Source organism: Streptosporangium lutulentum (assembly GCF_030811455.1).
In the GTDB taxonomy this organism is placed as follows: Bacteria; Actinomycetota; Actinomycetes; order Streptosporangiales; family Streptosporangiaceae; genus Streptosporangium; species Streptosporangium lutulentum.
On record NZ_JAUSQU010000001.1, the window covers coordinates 5,027,401 to 5,043,293 of the forward strand.

Annotated in this window: 14 protein-coding genes; 3 read left to right on the forward strand and 11 right to left on the reverse strand. The window is 68.6% G+C overall.

What is annotated here, in order from left to right; translation table 11 throughout:
• Nucleotides 1-1,307: 1,307 nt before the first annotated feature.
• Nucleotides 1,308-2,570 (reverse strand): ArgE/DapE family deacylase, encoded by a 1,263-nt coding sequence (locus J2853_RS22475; RefSeq protein ID WP_307561006.1) that lies wholly within the window; start codon nt 2,568-2,570, stop codon nt 1,308-1,310.
• 4 nt (nt 2,571-2,574) lie between these two features.
• A complete protein-coding gene (locus tag J2853_RS22480) occupies nt 2,575-4,197 on the reverse strand; it encodes a DUF885 domain-containing protein (protein WP_307561008.1) in 1,623 nt (540 codons plus the stop codon).
• Nucleotides 4,198-4,411: 214 nt separating this feature from the next.
• Between J2853_RS22480 and J2853_RS22485 the strand changes: the two genes are divergently transcribed.
• The gene (locus J2853_RS22485) at nt 4,412-4,732 is read left to right on the forward strand and encodes a GroES family chaperonin (RefSeq protein WP_307561010.1); all 321 of its coding nucleotides are present in this window, start codon (nt 4,412-4,414) and stop codon (nt 4,730-4,732) included.
• Nucleotides 4,733-4,848: 116 nt separating this feature from the next.
• On the opposite strand, the gene J2853_RS22490 is transcribed toward J2853_RS22485, so the two are convergent.
• Nucleotides 4,849-5,796, reverse strand: coding sequence for a hypothetical protein (locus tag J2853_RS22490; protein WP_307561012.1), 948 nt, complete (start codon nt 5,794-5,796; stop codon nt 4,849-4,851).
• Between the two features lie 253 nt (nt 5,797-6,049).
• Here J2853_RS22490 and J2853_RS22495 point away from each other — a divergent pair, with 253 nt between their 5' ends.
• Nucleotides 6,050-6,475, forward strand: a complete 426-nt coding sequence (locus tag J2853_RS22495) for a GNAT family N-acetyltransferase (RefSeq protein ID WP_307561014.1) — start codon at nt 6,050-6,052, stop codon at nt 6,473-6,475.
• A gap of 152 nt (nt 6,476-6,627) precedes the next feature.
• Here the strand turns inward: J2853_RS22495 and J2853_RS22500 are convergent, their stop codons facing one another.
• The 3 genes from J2853_RS22500 to J2853_RS22510 all read right to left on the reverse strand — a co-directional run bounded on the left by J2853_RS22500 (nt 6,628) and on the right by J2853_RS22510 (nt 9,056).
• Entirely contained in the window at nt 6,628-6,900 is a 273-nt protein-coding gene (locus J2853_RS22500) for a hypothetical protein (RefSeq protein WP_307561016.1), read from the reverse strand.
• Nucleotides 6,901-7,113: 213 nt separating this feature from the next.
• Nucleotides 7,114-7,959, reverse strand: coding sequence for an ABC transporter permease (locus J2853_RS22505; protein ID WP_307561018.1), 846 nt, complete (start codon nt 7,957-7,959; stop codon nt 7,114-7,116).
• The gene (locus J2853_RS22510; protein ID WP_307561020.1) at nt 7,956-9,056 is read right to left on the reverse strand and encodes an ATP-binding cassette domain-containing protein; all 1,101 of its coding nucleotides are present in this window, start codon (nt 9,054-9,056) and stop codon (nt 7,956-7,958) included. Before J2853_RS22510 ends, J2853_RS22505 begins: the two co-directional genes overlap by 4 nt.
• An 87-nt stretch (nt 9,057-9,143) precedes the next feature.
• On the opposite strand from J2853_RS22510, the gene J2853_RS22515 reads away from it, so the two are divergent.
• Complete coding sequence (locus J2853_RS22515; protein WP_307561022.1) at nt 9,144-9,914, forward strand: TetR/AcrR family transcriptional regulator; 771 nt, start codon at nt 9,144-9,146, stop codon at nt 9,912-9,914.
• A gap of 110 nt (nt 9,915-10,024) precedes the next feature.
• Here J2853_RS22515 and J2853_RS22520 read toward each other — a convergent pair whose 3' ends face one another.
• From J2853_RS22520 to soxR, 5 genes are all read right to left on the reverse strand, one after another.
• A complete protein-coding gene (locus tag J2853_RS22520; RefSeq protein WP_307561024.1) occupies nt 10,025-10,510 on the reverse strand; it encodes a TIGR02611 family protein in 486 nt (161 codons plus the stop codon).
• Nucleotides 10,511-10,942: 432 nt separating this feature from the next.
• Nucleotides 10,943-13,870 (reverse strand): cellulose binding domain-containing protein, encoded by a 2,928-nt coding sequence (locus J2853_RS22525; RefSeq protein WP_307561026.1) that lies wholly within the window; start codon nt 13,868-13,870, stop codon nt 10,943-10,945.
• Between the two features lie 218 nt (nt 13,871-14,088).
• Nucleotides 14,089-14,229: a hypothetical protein gene (locus tag J2853_RS22530; RefSeq protein WP_307561028.1), complete on the reverse strand. Its 141-nt coding sequence runs from the start codon at nt 14,227-14,229 to the stop codon at nt 14,089-14,091.
• Between the two features lie 52 nt (nt 14,230-14,281).
• On the reverse strand, nt 14,282-14,809 hold the full coding sequence (locus J2853_RS22535; protein ID WP_307561029.1) for a hypothetical protein: 528 nt from the start codon (nt 14,807-14,809) through the stop codon (nt 14,282-14,284).
• Nucleotides 14,810-15,388: 579 nt separating this feature from the next.
• Nucleotides 15,389-15,856, reverse strand: coding sequence for a redox-sensitive transcriptional activator SoxR (gene soxR / locus J2853_RS22540; protein ID WP_307561031.1), 468 nt, complete (start codon nt 15,854-15,856; stop codon nt 15,389-15,391).
• Nucleotides 15,857-15,893 lie beyond the last annotated feature (37 nt).

Consider the following 15,893-nt stretch of genomic DNA (forward strand, 5'->3'; position numbering starts at 1 on the left):
TTCACAGGGGTCGGTGGCGCACGCCAAGCGCACGCCACCGACCCTTTGAACGACTGTCACTCCTCGCCGGATTTTGTCGACTCCCGTAGGCGACAAAACGTATCCACGACAAGGAGGTTGATGTCATGAGCGACTAATCTCCGGTCGAGATCCAGGGGATTATGCGTGAACACCCTTCTCGACCTGATGGCGCGAGCCGCGCCTCCGGCGGAACACCGGAACCTAGTACCATTCGATCGATCGATGGTTACGCATGGAAGACCTCCCTCCTCGACTCGAGGGAACACCGAAATCTAGCCCCACTCGAATCCCCCGCGAACGCGCATGAGACACCTCCTTCCCCACGTCGACCGAACGAACGTCTCCGCGAGCCAACGCGGCTAGTCCCAGGTCCAACCTCGGCGAACGCTCATAAGGCACCCCCTCTCCCACTTCGATCGCATGAACGTCTCCGCGAAACACCGCGGCCTAAGTCCAGTCGAATCCTCGGCGAACGCGCATGGAAAACCCCCTCTCCCACTCCGACCACACGGATACCCACCGCGAAACACCACGGCCTAAGCCCAGTCGAATCCTCGGCCAACGCGCATGAGAAACCCCCTCTCCCACTCCGACCACACGGATACCCACCGCGAAACACCACGGCCTAAGCCCAGTCGTACCCTCGGCCAACGCGCATGAGAAACCCCCTCTCCCACTCCGACCACATGGACACCCACCGCGAAACGCCGCGGCCTAATTCCAGCCGTAACTTGAGCAGTTGGGTATGAGACACCTCCCCGTCACACCGAGGACGCGAACCGCATCCCGTAAAACGCCCCGTGCTCAGCCCCGATCCCAAGCCGAGAAGTCGTTCATGAGAGACCCCATCTCAATCCGACGACACGAACATACCTCTGGTGGAATATCGTGGTCTAGACCCATAGGAAATTTCAATGGTCACGCCCAGGGCACCTTCCCATTCGGCTCTACGACGCGAAATCCATCTCCGGCGGAATCCAATGTTCGCCCGGTCCGCGCCTAACTTTCCGCGTCAAAATCTATGACAGGCGGCAAGGCGCGCCGGGGCCTCCGGGGTCGCGCGCCTCTCTTACCCGAGGCCGCGCGTCAAGCACGAGGTGAGAACGGTCAACGGCATTCGGCGACCGGTCCGGGCCGCCGAGGTGAGCCGAACACGTCCGTAATTCAAACGCCCACCGTCATCGACGTTCGCGCATCGTGGAGCGGCGGTTTCCCGCGCGCTCCGCGAACGCGAACACGGCCCCACGATCGATTCGATCGTGGGGCCGTACGCCTTGCCCGGGTGTTCAGACTCTCGCCCCGCAGCGGCGCAGGGTGAGCAGGGCGAGCACCCTGGTCACGTCCCGGAGCTCGCGCAGGTCGACCTGCTCGCGCGGAGCGTGGGCGAAACGCACGTCACCCGGGCCGTAGTGCAGGGCCGGGATGCCGCCGGCCGCGTAGAGACGCAGATCGCTCCCGTACGGCGCGGCGGCCTCGGCCGGGTGGGAGCCGGTGACCTCGGCCACCGCCGTGGCCACCTCGCCCAGCAGCGCGTGTCCCGCGGGCAGCCGCCCGCTCGCGAACTGGCCGCCGGGCCAGGTGACGACCGGGGGATGCTCGCGCAGCCAGGGATGACCGAGTTCGGCGATCACGGTCTCCAGAGCCAGTCGGGCCTGCGCCGGATCCTCGTCCAGGCGCACGCCGAGCCGTCCCTCCGCGACGAGAAGGTCCGGCACGCTGCTGGCCCAGTCGCCCGCGCGGACCGTACCGATCTCGATCGGGTAGGGCATCGGGTTGCCGTCGAAGACCGGGTCCGGGTCGCGGTTGCGGTCGGCCTCCAGCCGCCTGATCGCCTCGAAGACCGGCCAGAAGACCTCCAGGGCGTTGACCCCCTCGTAGCGGGTGGCGCCGTGGGCCGCCCGCCCGGCGACCTCGATCCGGAACGTCAGCGCGCCCGCCGTCGCGGCGATGATCGCCCCGCTGGTCGGCTCGGCGATCACCGCGGCCTCGCCCCGGTGACCGCGGGCCAGGGTGGCGAACGCGCCCAGGCCGCCGTCCTCCTCCCCCACCACGCAGTGCACGGCCAGCGGTCGCGCCAGCCGTACCCCCGCCTTGGAGAGAGCGGCGACGACGGCGAGGTTCGCCGCGAGACCGGCCTTCATGTCGCAGGCACCCCTGCCGTGCAGGACGTCTCCGCTGATCCGGGCGGCGAAGGGGTCCGTCTCCCACTTGGCGAGGTCTCCGGTCGGCACCACGTCCGCGTGCCCCTGCAGAACGAGCGCGGGCTCTCCCTCGCCCTCCGTGACACCGACCACGCCGTACCCCTCGGTGCGCGGGGACTCGGTGCCGGGAAAACCGGGAGCCGCCCGGAGCGCGTCGAGGTCGAGCTTCCAGACGTCCACGTCCAGACCCGCCTCGACGAGCAGCCGGGCGCAGCGGTGCTGCAGGTCCGACTCGGCGTCGGTGCCGGTCACGCTCGGCACCCGCACCAGGTCGGCCAGCAGCCGCACCGTCCCCGCCTCGTCGAGGGCGTCCAGCACCCTCGCTTCGATCGCCTCGTTCTGCGGCATTCCTCTAGCCTTCCAGGGCCACTCGGCGGGCCAGGCCCAGGGGAAGGCCGCCGGAACCGGCCAGGTTGTCGTGGAACGTGCGCAGATCGCCGCGGCCCATGGCCATGTAGTCGTCGCGGATGCGGTCGATCTCCAGCGCGCCGGTCAGGTAGGAGGGGGCCTGGGTGGGCCAGGCGCAGTAACGGTTGACCTCGCCCTTGGCGGTGCCGGGGGTGAGCGAGGACTTGGTCGTCATGAAGTGCTCGGCCTCCTCGACGGTCATCTCACCGCAGTGCAGCGAGACGTCCACGATGATGCGGGCCGCCCGGAAGAGGCGGAACTCCAGGTGGGCGAGCTCCTGGGCGGGGGTGGTGAAGTAGCCCTGCTCCCGCATGACCTTCTCCACGTAGAGGGCCCAGCCCTCGGAGAAGTACGGCGTGCGGAACAGCTGGCGGGCCCGGCGCGGGTTGCCCGCCATCCAGGACAGGTGCCAGTGGTGGCCGGGATAGGCCTCGTGAACGGCGATGGAGGGCATCTGCGCCCTGGCGTTGGTGCGCAGCCGCTGGCGGACCTGCTCCTCGGTGAAGGAGTCGGGGGTGAACGGCACGAAGAAGTGCCCGACCCTGGAGGCGGACAGGGGCGGCGGCTGCATGTAGGAGGCGACGGCGAGGATGGGCCGCTGGAACTCCGGCGACGGCACCACCCGGCACTCCTCGCCCTCGGCGAACGTCACCAGGCCGCGCTCGCGCACGAACTCCCGGGCCCGCTCGGTCTCGGCCTCGTACTCGGCCCGCATGTCCTCCAGGGTCGCGGCGTGGTCGTCCTGGAGCTCGGTGATGGCCGCGTGCCAGTCGTCGGAGCCGCCGGTCAGCCGCACGGCGACCTCGCGCATCCGCGCGTCCAGCTCGTCGTAGGCGGCCTGGCCGCGCTTGAGCAGCTCGTCGGCGCCGTAGCCGAGCATCTCCCGCTCGCGCAGCAGGGTGGAGTAGAGCTCCTCCCCCATCCGCCAGGTGCCGGTGGCCTCGAAGCCGTCGAGGAACTCCACCAGCTCGTCGAAGGCCGCCGCCGCGGGCTCGGCCGCCGCCGCCAGCCGGGCGCGCAGGGCCTCGTCGGCGACCTGGCCGGGAATGGTCTCGGTGAGGAAACGCCGGGCCGTCCGCGCCTGGCCGAGCCCTCGCTCGATCAGCAGCGGGGCCGCCAGGGCGGGGTCGAGGTTCGTACGGCAGGCCGCGAGGACGTCCGGCACCTCGGCCAGCCGTGCGACGGCCGCCTCGACGCGTTCGGCCTCGGAGGACAGCTGGTGGATGAACGGGCCGAACATCGAGGAGAAGATCGTCCCCACGTAGACGGACGGGTCGCGCCGCCAGGCGGGCCAGACCTCGTAGGCGAGTCCACCGCGCAGCGCGGACATGACGAGCTCACGGTCGATCTCGTCTTCAAAGGACTCGGGGTCACCCTGCCCATCGCCTCCCACGGCCTGAAGCCGCTCCAGCCAGTGCCGTGACTCCCGCTCCCTGGCGAGGATGCCCGCCTCGGTGAAGTCACCGAGGGTCCTGTCATAGCCTTCCGCGCCGGCGAGGGTCGCGTGGACGGGGTTCGCCTTCAGGTACCAGTCGAGAAAGTCGTTCACAAGCTCAGCAGACGTCATAGCGGCCGATCCTACTCGGCACGCCACATCAGATGTTGATCATCAAATTTCGTGACGTCACCGACGAAACCGGATTCCGGCGGGTGATCTCACCCGCCCCGGCCCCGGAACCGGCGCTCTCCACGGCCTTGCGGAAGCCGGGCGACCGGTTACGGGGACGTCCGGCCACGGGGATCAGCCGGTGCGGCTCCCCCGTTCCCATAAACTTCATTCTGTGGGTGACCCGAAGTTCGAGATCCAGATGCTCCACGACCGTGTCATGGTGAAAGCCGAGCAGGAGTCGGAGGAGCGACGCAGCACGGCGGGCATCGTCATCCCGGCGACGGTGAAAATGGCCAACAGGCTCGTCTGGGGCGAGGTCTGCGGCGCGGGCCAGAACGCCCGTTCGGTCAAGGTCGGCGACAAGGTCCTGTTCAATCCCGAGGAGCAGTACGAGGTCGAGGTCCACGGCCAGCTCTACCTGATCATGCGCGAGCGCGACCTGCACGCCATCGCCACCCCGCAGACCGACAACGGCACCGGCCTGTACCTGTGACGGGCCGGCTCACCCGCTGACGCCCGCGGGCCGCCTCTCGCGAGTGCCCGGCGCCTCGCCGTCGAACGGGAGGCGGAGCCGCCGTCGGCCCTTCCACCGGCCCGCAGGTCCGGCGGTCATCTGCGGGTGTAGCTGAGATAGATCCTGTTGTTCCAGTCGGCGGTGGAGATGTCGGCCAGCGCCCGCACGACCTTGCCCTTGAGGTCGACCAGCACGGCCCTGTACGCGCTCCCGTTGGGGACGACCGCGATGACGTGCTTCTCGTCCCACCAGCCCCAGAGGGTCTTGGGCCGGAGGTTCGGCACCTTGGCGGCGAGCTTGCCGGAGGTCCGGTCCCAGACGCACACGTGCTCTGTGTAGGTGGAGGGGCACCACGTCATCAACCCGCGGCCGGAGGGCGAGAAGGCGTCCTCGCCTCCCGCGGGCCGGCCCGTCTTCGCCAGCGTGCGCCGGACCTGGCCGCTCTGGCGGTAGAAGCGGGTCCCGCCCCGGTATTCGGCGATCACGTCGGTGTCGTCGGAGCTCCACCGGAACCTCGCGGCCTTGTCCACCCCCGCCACGATCACCGTTCGGGCGGTCTTCGCCGCCACGTCGACGACCACGAACCCGGCGGTCTCCCAGGCCGTGCCGTTCTTCCTCTCGACGGTCATGACGGCTTTCTTCGCGTCGCGCGTCCAATGGACGTACTGCGCGACGAGCGGCTTCTTGACGGTCCGGATCCTGGTGCCCCTGCCCGTCGCCGGATCGACCAGGGCGACCGAGTCGTAGCCGTCTCTGTAGGAGGTGGGGACCGCGAGGGCCATGGCCCCCTTGGGCGCGACCGTGATCTCCTTGTAGGAGGCCTGCTTCGTGAATCCCTTGCTTCCGCGCACATAGGCCGACGTGCCGAACGTGTAGGAGGTCACCCTGACCGGGTCGGCCGGATTCTCCCGCGCGGTCACCCGGGTGCCGGGCAGCACGACGTCCGCGGACGCGGCGTACGCGACCGGAGTGGTCGTCACGACCATGGAGGCCGCGACGACCGAACAACACAGCAGTCGACGAATCCCAGGAGACACAGGCACGGCGGAATACTAAGCCGGAAATCCCCCCAAGATCGTGATCTAGAACAAATCAGTTGGAAAAGGGTAGACTCTGCCCGGCCGATCTATCCGGCCGTAACCTCAACGACCTCTCGTCCGAAACCGATCGCGCCCTTCCGGGCGGCTCGAAACCGCTCGCGCGTTTCTGGACGGAACGCGGAGACAACGGCCGCCCGGACGGCATCACACGGCACGATCACGCCACTTGAGGCGGAAGTCCATGAGGAAAAATTAAATGCTGATTTCCAGAGAAAAGTCATTTGCCACGGACGAGCTCTTCGAGCTCTACAGCTCCGTCGGCTGGAGCGGCTACACCCGTGACATGGCAAAGCTCCACCGCAGCCTGAGCAATTCGCACCTGGTCGTCACCGCCCGCGACGACTCCGGCAGGCTCATCGGTCTGGCCCGGACGATTTCCGACGACGAGACCATCTGCTATCTCCAGGATCTGCTGGTGCACAGCGAATTCCAGGGCCGGGGAATCGGCCGTGCGCTTCTCGACCATTTGACGGACCGCTATTCGCACTGCACGTTCTTCCTCTTGTCCACCGACCACGAGTCGACACCGGACGGGGAGAAATCACACGCCTTTTACAGAAAGATGGGCCTGATCCCCCATCACGAGCAAGGAATGGCGGCGTTCGGACTGAAGATCATGTGATGGCGACGCCGAGGCCCGGGACGTTCCGCCGGCGTCGGTTCGGCGGACAGGTCGTCCCGGGCCTCGGCGAGGACCGACCTCGCCCGCCGTCTCCGGCTACCGCCGGTCACCGTTCGCGGTTGTCCCGCCCGCCGTCCGCCCGTCGTGCCGGATCAGGGTCCGCCGCCCAACGGCCCTCCGCATCTGCCGCATTCGACGGCCATCGTGACGCGGTGCCGCCGGTGCTCGTAGAAGCGGTGGCCGAGGGTCGCCGTGACGAGCACCCCGCCGAGCAGCACGAGCATCATCGGCCCGTATTTCTCATGTCCGATCAGGCCCATGACGAGATGGGCCATACCCGCGGCGACGATGATCGCGCCGACGTTGAGCAGTTCCTTGTTGAGCGTCCACCCCGAGGCGGATCGTTCCCGTTCCGTCTCACTCATGCCCCCAGACTCACTACCATCAGTTACAGGCCATGACGGATCGCGTCACCACGATGTAAAAGACGGAGCATCTTCCGGCGGCGGAATCGGTGTTAAGCCCAGGTGACGGGGGTCGCCCCTCGCGGGCCGCCATGAGGGCGCGCGATGGGCGAGACCGGCCCCGCCGAGCCGTTCAGGCCGGCGAGGTGAGGTCACGTGCCGCGACCGGTCCGGCTAGCCCCCGAGCCTGCGGAACGCGCGCGCCGACAGCGGCAGGAAGATCGCGATCAGCAGGAGCGGCCAGACCACCGCCATGAGCGTCGCGTTCTGCGCGATCCAGGACGCGCCTCCCCAGCCGGGATTTCCGAAGAGCTCACGGGCGGCCGTGGCCGTCGTCGAGAGCGGGTTCCACTGGGCGATCGCGCCGAGCCAGCCGGGCATGGTGGCCGGGTCGACGAACACGCTGGACAGGAAGCCGACAGGCCAGACCAGGATCTGCACGGACGTCACCACCTCGGTCCCGCCGGCGATGAGCCCGATGAAGATGCCGACCCAGAGCAGGGCGAACCGCAGCAGCAGGAGCAACCCGACGGCGGCCGTCGCTGCGGGGAGTCCCCCCTCCCAGCGCCAGCCCAGCAGCAGCCCGGTGCCGATCATGACGGCCAGCCCGACGATCGAGTTGAGCATGTCCGCGACGCACCGGCCCAGGACGACCGCGGAGGCGCTCACCGGCATCGAGCGGAATCGATCGGTCACTCCCCTGGCCGCGTCGGTGGTGACCGCCGTCATCGTGCTCTCCAGGCCGAAGAGCATGGTCATGGCGAACATGCCCGGCATCAGGAACTCGAAGTAACCGCCGCCACCGGGGACGCCGATGGCGCCGCCGAAGAGGCCGCCGAACATCAGCACGATCATGACGGGGAAGACCCATCCGACGATGACCGGGCCGGGTCGCAGGACCCAGTGGTTCAGGTCCCGGAGGGTGATGGTCCAGGCGTCCGCCAGGGCCCACCCGAACCGGGACAGCGGGGATTCGGCGGCCGGAGCGAAGGCCGCACTCGCCGGGGTCGTCGTGCTCATGCCCGCACCTCCGTGTTCAGGCCGGACCCGGCGGTCGCGGGCCGGTTCGCGACCGGGTCTCCATCGCCCGGCGGCGGGCCCGTCCGGTCGCCCGGCGCCGCCTGGTCGCCGGTCAGGTGGAGAAACACCTCGTCGAGCGTGGGGCGGCGCAAGGTGATGTCGACCGGCTCGATCCCGGCGTCCCCGAGCGCGGTGGCCATCGCGACCAGTGCCCTGGTGCGCTCGTCCACCGGGACGCTGACGCGGCGGGCCTCGGCGTCGGTGTGCACCTCTCCGGACGCGATCCTCACGGCGACGGCCTCCGTCGCGGCCACGTCCGCCGCGTCGGCGAGCACGATGTCGAGCCAGTCGCCGCCGATGGCGGACTTCAGCTCCTCGGGGGTGCCTTCGGTGACGACCCGGCCCGCCGCGAGCATCGAGATCCGATCGGCCAGCCGGTCCGCCTCCTCCAGATACTGGGTGGTGAGAAGCACGGTCGTGCCGGACCCGACCAGGTCGCGGATCGCCGTCCAGACCTCCCGCCGGCCGGACGGGTCCAGCCCGGTCGTCGGCTCGTCCACGAACAGCACCGGCGGGGTGACGATCATGCTCGCCGCGAGATCGAGCCGTCTGCGCATGCCACCGGAGTACTTGCCGACCGGCTTGCCGCCGGTGTCCGCCAGGGAGAAGCGCTCCAGCAGCTCGTCGGCACGCCTTTTCGCCTCCGCCGAGGAGAAGTGACTCAGCCTGGCGAACATCACGAGGTTCTGCCGCCCGGTGAGGATCTCGTCGACCGCCGCGTACTGGCCGACCAGCCCGATGCGCTCGCGCACCTGCCGCGGCTGTGCCTGGACGTCGAACCCCGCGACGCTCGCCCTGCCCGAGTCCAGGCGCAGGAGTGTGGACAGGATCCGGATGGCGGTGGTCTTGCCGGCGCCATTGGGCCCCAGCAGTCCGCAGACCGTACCGGCCGGTACCTGTAGATCGAACCCGTTGAGACCGGCCCCCTCCGAGGCCCCCGCATAGCTTTTGCGCACGTCCTGCGCGGCGATCGCGAACTCGACTGCCTTCACATCCACCCTTTTCCCGTCCGGCCAGGCCGGAAGATCTGCCGACATCGACTCACCCTTGAAGCGTAGACCGTACCGTACACCGTACGGCTCAGTTACGGTGGACCTGACGCCGAAGGATTTGGAGTTGTTCCCGTGGGTGGAAAGAAAGCCTCTGACGCCGATCCGGCCCGGAGCCTGGTACTGCTGTGGAGCTCGCACAGCAAGCCGGGGCGGTCCGGGCTGACGGTCCGGTCGATCGTCCTCGCGGCCATCGAGCTCGCCGACGCCGAAGGGGTCGAAGCGGTCTCCATGCGCCAGGTCGCCGACCGGCTCGAGGTCGGGACCATGTCCCTCTACACCCATGTCCCAGGCAAGGCCGAGCTGACCGACCTCATGATCGACACTGCTTTCGGGGAGCTCTACCCCGATGTGGACGCCCCGTCCGGGCAGCCCGGCGGCTGGCGGGGCGCCCTGGAGTTCATCGCCACCCGCAACTGGGACCTCTACCAGAGGCACCCCTGGATGCTGCACCTCGTCAGCGGACGCCCGGTGCTGGGCCCGAACGCCTCGCTCAAATACGAGGCCGAGCTGCGCCCGCTGGACGGCATCGGCCTGTCCGACGTCGAGATGGACTCCGTTCTGGCCCTGATCCTGACCCACGTCGAAGGCACCGCCAGGCTTCAGGCCACCATGGCGCGGACCCAGCGGGACACCGGAATGACCGATGCCGAATGGTGGGTCTCCACCGCCCCGCTGCTCGACAAGGTCATGGACGGGTCCCGGTTCCCCGTCGCCTCACGCGTCGGCCAATCGGCGGGCGAGGCGCATCAGGCGGTCTCCGACCCGGCCCACGCCCTCGACTTCGGCCTGGCCCGGATCCTGGACGGCGTCACCGCCCTGATCGCGGGCAGGGAGCGGACGTAGTCACCGCGCGAGCGTCAAGGCGGCGACCCTGGTCACCGCGCGAGCGTCAAGGCGGCGACCCTGGTCACCGCGAGGGCGTCAAGGCGGCGGCCGTGGTCACCGCAAGGGTCTCAGCGGGCGAGAAGCTTCTGGGCCTCGACGATCAGATCGATGTGGAAGGTGAGCTTCACGCCGTAGTACACGATGGCGGCGGCGGCCGCCGCGGCGACGAGGACGACCAGGATCTTGACCGTCCAGCCCCGTCGGCCGAGCCAGGCCGTCCAGCCCGCCAGGGTTCGCTTGCCGAACTCCAGGAGCCGGTTGGCCCAGTGGAACTCCGTCGCCAGGACCGCCAGACCGGCGAAGACGACGAGCCAGCCGGGGCCGGGGAAGGGCACCATGATGAGACCCGCGGCGACCAGCACGGCGCCGACGGTACCGATGGCGACCTTCAGGGTGAGCCGTCCCGCGGGGGTGGACCTGATCCTGTCGAGCCGGCGGCCCAGGCCGGACCGCCCCGAGGCGTCGTCCTTCAGGACGTCGGCGTCACCGGTTACGGATGATCTCGGGGATCCGTCCCGAGGGTCTCCCCGCCGCTTCGCCGCCTCATCCCCCAAGGTGCCGGCATCGTCGGCAACAGACGGCCCCTGGGGTCCGTCCTGAGAGTTTTCCGCTCCACCTGAGATCGCCACGCAACTCCCCCGGGCCGTTCGTTTGGTTCCAGAATAGGCCCGAACGACCTTCCTTTGCCCACTCCGGGGTACGAGTCGCGCATGTGCGACTTCCGGGGCAAGCGGCGACAAAAAGGGCTCTGACCTGCGAAAACGCGACTCCTTTCTCCGGGCTCGCCGGCGGGGGCTCATCCCGTGGTGGCGGGCTTCTCCGGGGTGAACGCCGTGGGCCGGGCCCCACCGGCCGGACGCGCCGATCCGCGGTGGCGGGCCTCCTGAAAACCCGTGGTGACGGGCCCGATGAAAAAGGACGGCCCGCCACCACTCCGGCTCGGCCCGTGGTGGCGTGCGCTCGTCAGGGCACGCCACCACCCGGGCTCAGCCGATGGTGCAGGTGACGGTGGAGGGCACTCCGTTCGTCCCGGTCCAGCTCGCGCCGAAGCCGAACGCCGTGGAGGCGCCGCCCGCCAGGTTGCCGTTCCAGCTCGCGTTCCTCACGGTGACGTCGGCACCGGTCTGGGTGTGCGCGCCGCTCCAGAGCTGAGTGATCGTCTGGCCGTTCGGGAACGACCACCTGACGGTCCAGGCGCCGATCGCCGCGGTGCCGGAGTTCCTCACCGTCACCTCGCCCTGGAAGCCTCCCTGCCAGGAGTTGGTCACCCTGTAGGCCGCGGTGCATCCGCCGCCCACGGGTCCCTGAGCGGTCCTGAAGGTGACGGGGCTGGAGGCGGTGGAGCTGTTGCCCGCGGCATCACGGGCGATCACATAGAACGAGTACGAGGTGTCCGCGCTCAACCCGGTCACGCCGAACGACGCCGAGGGCGGCGAGCCCACCTTCACATCCGTCGCACCCGCCTCCCGGTACACGTCGTAACCGCTCACCCCGACGGCGTCCGTCGACGCCGCCCACGTCAACGTGGCGCCCGAGGAAGTGATCGCCGAAGCGGCCGGGGTCCCCGGCCTCGACGGAGGCACGGTGTCGGCCGGCGGGACGACCCCGCCGTTGTCGGCGTAGAGGATGCCCCGGCCGTTGGTGCCGAGGTAGACCCGGCCGTAGACCCGGGGGTCGCCGGTGATGGCCTCGCCCGCGTTGCCGTACTGGTGCTGGTCGTCGTTGATCCTGAGCCAGGTGGCGCCCGTGTCGTCGGAGCGGAACACCCCGGTCACCCCGCCGATCGTGGCGAGCGCGTACAGCGCCTGGTAGCTCCTGCCGGGCGCGGCCTTGCCGAAGCCGATGTTGACCGCGCCCGTGACGCCGGACAGCTTGGTGAACGAGGCGCCGCCGTTGGTGGAATGCCAGACGCCGGACGTGCCCGTCTCACCGCCCGCCAGCCAGATGTCGCCCTCGCGGCCGGGGACGGCCTTGAACTTGACGTTGCCCGCGGCGGGCAGCCCGGTCGCGGCGGTGGCCGTGAACGAGGCGCCGCCGTTGGTGCTGGCGTAGAACCGTCCTTCGCTGAAGCCGTAGAACCTGCTGGAGTTCACCCGGTCGGACTCCACCACGGCCCCGGTCGGCAGACCGGTGGAGGCCGTCCAGCTGTTGCCGTAACCGACCGAGTAGTGCACGCCCACACCCTTGGGCGCCCAGACGAACCTGGATCCGTCCGCCGCCGCCGCGACCGTGCCGCCCTCGTTGATCCCGCCCGGCTCACCGCCCTGGAACCAGTTGGCGCCGCCGTCGGTGGAGAAGGCGACGTGGCTGTCGTTCGGCCGCTCGGAGTCGGCGAAGTTGCCGGAGCGGACCATGACGGCCGGGTTGGTCTCCGCGTAGTCGAGGCTGGTCGTCGAGGTGAAGTACGGGGAGGTGAACATCATCGGCGGGACGGCGTCGAGATTGGTGTGGCGGAAGCCGCCGATGTCGCCCAGGCCGCTGACCAGCGGAGCCCCGGAGGGCGGGCTGATCAGGTCGAGGACCGCGGTCTCCTCAAGCCCCCTCACCATCGGCTTGATGGCGATCTGGCCGCCGGTGTCCCACTTCAGCAGGTCCTCGGTGCCGTAGAGCGTGGCGCCCGTGCCGTACATCATGCGGTTGGAGTCGAACGGGTCGATCTCCATCGACTCGGTCATCCAGCCGAGCTTGGGCGACACCTCGGGCGGTTGCGGGTTCGCCCCGAGGGTCAGCCACGGCGAGGAGGAGACGTCCATCGTGTAGCGGAAGCTGCGGTTCGGGTACGACGTGAAGTCCCAGATCCGGGTCCAGGTCGCCCCGCTGTCGGTGGAACGGAAGAAGATCACGTCCGGCCACCAGGAGATCTGGGTGGCGACCATCAGCGTGCCGGGACGCTGCCGGTCGACCGTGAGACCGCTGTAGCCGAAGTAGTCGTCGGCCGAGCTTGAGGGGACCGGGCTGATCTGGGTCCACGCGCCGGTGACGGTGTTGAGCTTCCACACGTCGCCCTTGGCCCCGTCGTACGGCCCGCCGGTGTCGCTGGTGGCGATGTAGAGCGTCTGGCCGGTGTTGTCCAGCACGCCCTTGTGCGCGAGGTAGCCGGTCGGCTGCCCGGCGACCCTGGTCCAGGTGGTTCCGCCGTTGGCGGAGCTGTAGACGGTGTTCTCCTTGTCCGCGACGCCGACGTAGATCTTCTGCGTCGTGTTGCCCGCGGTCGCCGAGGACTTGTCGAAGGTCACCCAGACCACGCCTGGGCGGTGGCTGAGGTAGCCGTTGGGGTCGGCGGGGTCCTGGGCGTAGTTGCCCGGGTTGGGGAAGGACGCGACCTTCGCCCAGGTCACCCCCTTGTCGGTGCTGCGCCACAGGCCGTTGCCGTCGGGCGCGCCCAGATACACGATGCTGTTCCTGTTGGGGTCGACGGCCAGCCTCTCGCCCATCCCCCTGCCCGGCATGTTGCCGCCGAGCTTGAACGGCAACGCCGTGGCCTGCCAGGTCGCCCCCTTGTCCGCCGAGCGCAGGATCGCGCCGTTGTTGGGATCCCAGCTGTTGGTGTACATCCCGGCCGCGACGTAGACCCGGTTGGTCTCCACCGGGTCGGTGGCGAGACTGACCACGCCGTTGTAGCCCCACTTGTCCCAGCCCACCCAGTCGAGCAGCGGGGTCCAGCTCTTGCTGGCCTGCTCCCAGCGGTAGGCGCCGCCGATGTCGGTGCGGGCGTAGATCAGGTTTCTCTCGGTCTGGTTGAAGATGATCCCCGGCACGAACCCGCCACCGTCGATCCTGACGTTCTTCCACTGGTACGGCTCGGCGGCGGCCACGGAGGATGACGCTGACGCGGTCCCGCCCGCGACGGCCGCGCCGACCGTGGCGCACGCCACCGCCACGGCGGTGAGCATGCTGAACAGCCTTCTTCGCATGTACGGCTTCCCTTCGCAAAGCAACGGACAAACCGCCATGCACGATCAGGTGGCGGGACCCTGACCGTCAGCCGCCCATGATGCGCGTGCATGAACGCCCAGAGGTTCACACGCCGAACCCTGGGACGTCAATAGTTTGGACACACAACTAACAGGTGCGCGGAAAAACTCGCGCAACGCGCATAAGTTTCGCCTGGAACACGGGGTAACGGCCATCCTCATCCAGGGCCCGCCGGATCGTCGAAACCGGCCCGCGCGGAGCGAATCACACAAACCACGATCGCGAATGTGCCGGCGAACCCCAGATCGGCGCGGCCGTCGCCAAGCCGATCGATCGCGGAGTGAACTTCGAGCGTCATGACGCCCCGCCGTACCGAACGACCTCCGGCGATGACGGCGGAAGCCTCCGACCTACAACCGAGGCATCCGAGGGCTTCGCCGAAGCGTGTGAACGTACGGGCCGCCCGGCTCGCACCACGTGGTGGCAATGGTCTGCAACTCGAACTTCGCATAGAAGGAGAGATTCGTCCGGCGACCGGTATGGAGCCAGAGAGGTGCTCCGTCGAGCCGTGCGAGAACGATGTCTTTCATCAACGAACCGCCCGCGCCTCGGGACCGCCCGGCGGCCGGCACCGTCAGGTACTGGAGGTACCAGGAGTCGGTGCCGCCGGGATCACCGGCGTGCAGTCGCCGCTTGTAGTCGTCCAGGAGGACCAGCGGCGACTGGAACGCGTTACGAGTGATCGCCTGGATCTTCGCCGCCTGCTCCTCCCCGTACAGCTTCCGCCCCGGCGGCAGGAGAACGACGACCCCTCTCTCGTCCATCCACAGGAATCCTCGTGCCGCGGCGGCTTCGACGGCCAGCGAGAACATCGCTCTGAGCACGCCACGACGCGCGGTCTCATCGGGAGTCGCCCACACGAAAAACGGATCATCCAAGAACCCGTCGACAAGGATGTTCGTGGCTTCATCGTTATTGGCGGGATTCATGAAATTTCGGACTTGAGTCATGTTGGGCTCCTCGGCTGATCGTGGAGGTGGCCGTGGCTTCAAAACAAGACGTATTCATCAGCCACAGCCGGCATGACACTGCTCAAAAGACCCGCTTAAGCAGTATCCGCGATCGAGTGAGAACGCGCCAGTCGAATTCCCTTCACCTCGCACGAACCACGCAGGTGGGGCAGGCCGGGAAAGCATCCCGGAACGTCCATTCCCCAACTCCGGGCATGACCTGGAGCCGATTTCCCTTTGTGGACCGCATGACACATCGAATAAGCATGTAATATGGCACACATTTGCTTTGATCGGTCGTTGTCACGACAATTTGAGCACCTGCAAGAAGTCGACTGATGCGACATTCCTCGAAGGCGGCAGGTAAACCGTCGACGTGGTCGTCGGGGCCGGTGACGGGCGTCCCCGGCTCCAGGGTTTGGCCTGTTCGTTGAGACGAGTGGCGGCGATGCGGCGGCCAGAACATCGAGAGTCCACGCCGCCGGCCCTTCCTCGACGAACGTCGTGCTAGCAGGAGGGGGCGCAGCCGTCGCGCGGGGGGACCATCAGGCGCGAGCCCGGCCCTCGGGCTGCGGCCACGTCGTCGGGGTTGGCCAGCGCGCAGCGGTCCAGGGAGAGGCAGCCGCAGGCGATGCACTCGGTCAGGCCGTGGCGGAGCCGTTCGAGCTGCCTGATCCGGTCGTCCAGCTCGCCCTGCCACCGCGCCGAGAGCCTCGCCCAGTCCTCGCGGGTGGGCGTGCGCTCGCCGGGAAGCGCGGACAGCGCGTCCTGGATCGTCTTCAACGGGATCCCCACGCGCTGGGAGACCCTGATGAAGGCGATCCTGCGCAGCGTGTCGCGAGAGAAGCGGCGCTGGTTGCCCGCCGTACGACGGCTGCGGATCAGGCCCTTGGACTCGTAGAAGCGCAGGGCGGAGACGGCCACCCCGCTGCGCTCGGAGAGCTGGCCGACGGTGATCTCCGGGGTGTTGGGCATGCCTTACCCTACCTTGACCTCAAGCAAGGTTGAGGTT

Bases quoted from the DNA above. Each gene is read 5' to 3' on its own strand.
- J2853_RS22495 (WP_307561014.1), top strand. From the start codon at position 6,050: ATGCTGATTTCCAGAGAAAAGTCATTTGCCACGGACGAGCTCTTCGAG.
- J2853_RS22525 (WP_307561026.1), bottom strand. From the start codon at position 13,870: ATGCGAAGAAGGCTGTTCAGCATGCTCACCGCCGTGGCGGTGGCGTGC.
- J2853_RS22500 (WP_307561016.1), bottom strand. From the start codon at position 6,900: ATGAGTGAGACGGAACGGGAACGATCCGCCTCGGGGTGGACGCTCAAC.
- J2853_RS22510 (WP_307561020.1), bottom strand. From the start codon at position 9,056: ATGTCGGCAGATCTTCCGGCCTGGCCGGACGGGAAAAGGGTGGATGTG.
- J2853_RS22530 (WP_307561028.1), bottom strand. From the start codon at position 14,229: ATGACGCTCGAAGTTCACTCCGCGATCGATCGGCTTGGCGACGGCCGC.
- J2853_RS22505 (WP_307561018.1), bottom strand. From the start codon at position 7,959: ATGAGCACGACGACCCCGGCGAGTGCGGCCTTCGCTCCGGCCGCCGAA.
- J2853_RS22475 (WP_307561006.1), bottom strand. From the start codon at position 2,570: ATGCCGCAGAACGAGGCGATCGAAGCGAGGGTGCTGGACGCCCTCGAC.
- soxR (WP_307561031.1), bottom strand. From the start codon at position 15,856: ATGCCCAACACCCCGGAGATCACCGTCGGCCAGCTCTCCGAGCGCAGC.
- J2853_RS22480 (WP_307561008.1), bottom strand. From the start codon at position 4,197: ATGACGTCTGCTGAGCTTGTGAACGACTTTCTCGACTGGTACCTGAAG.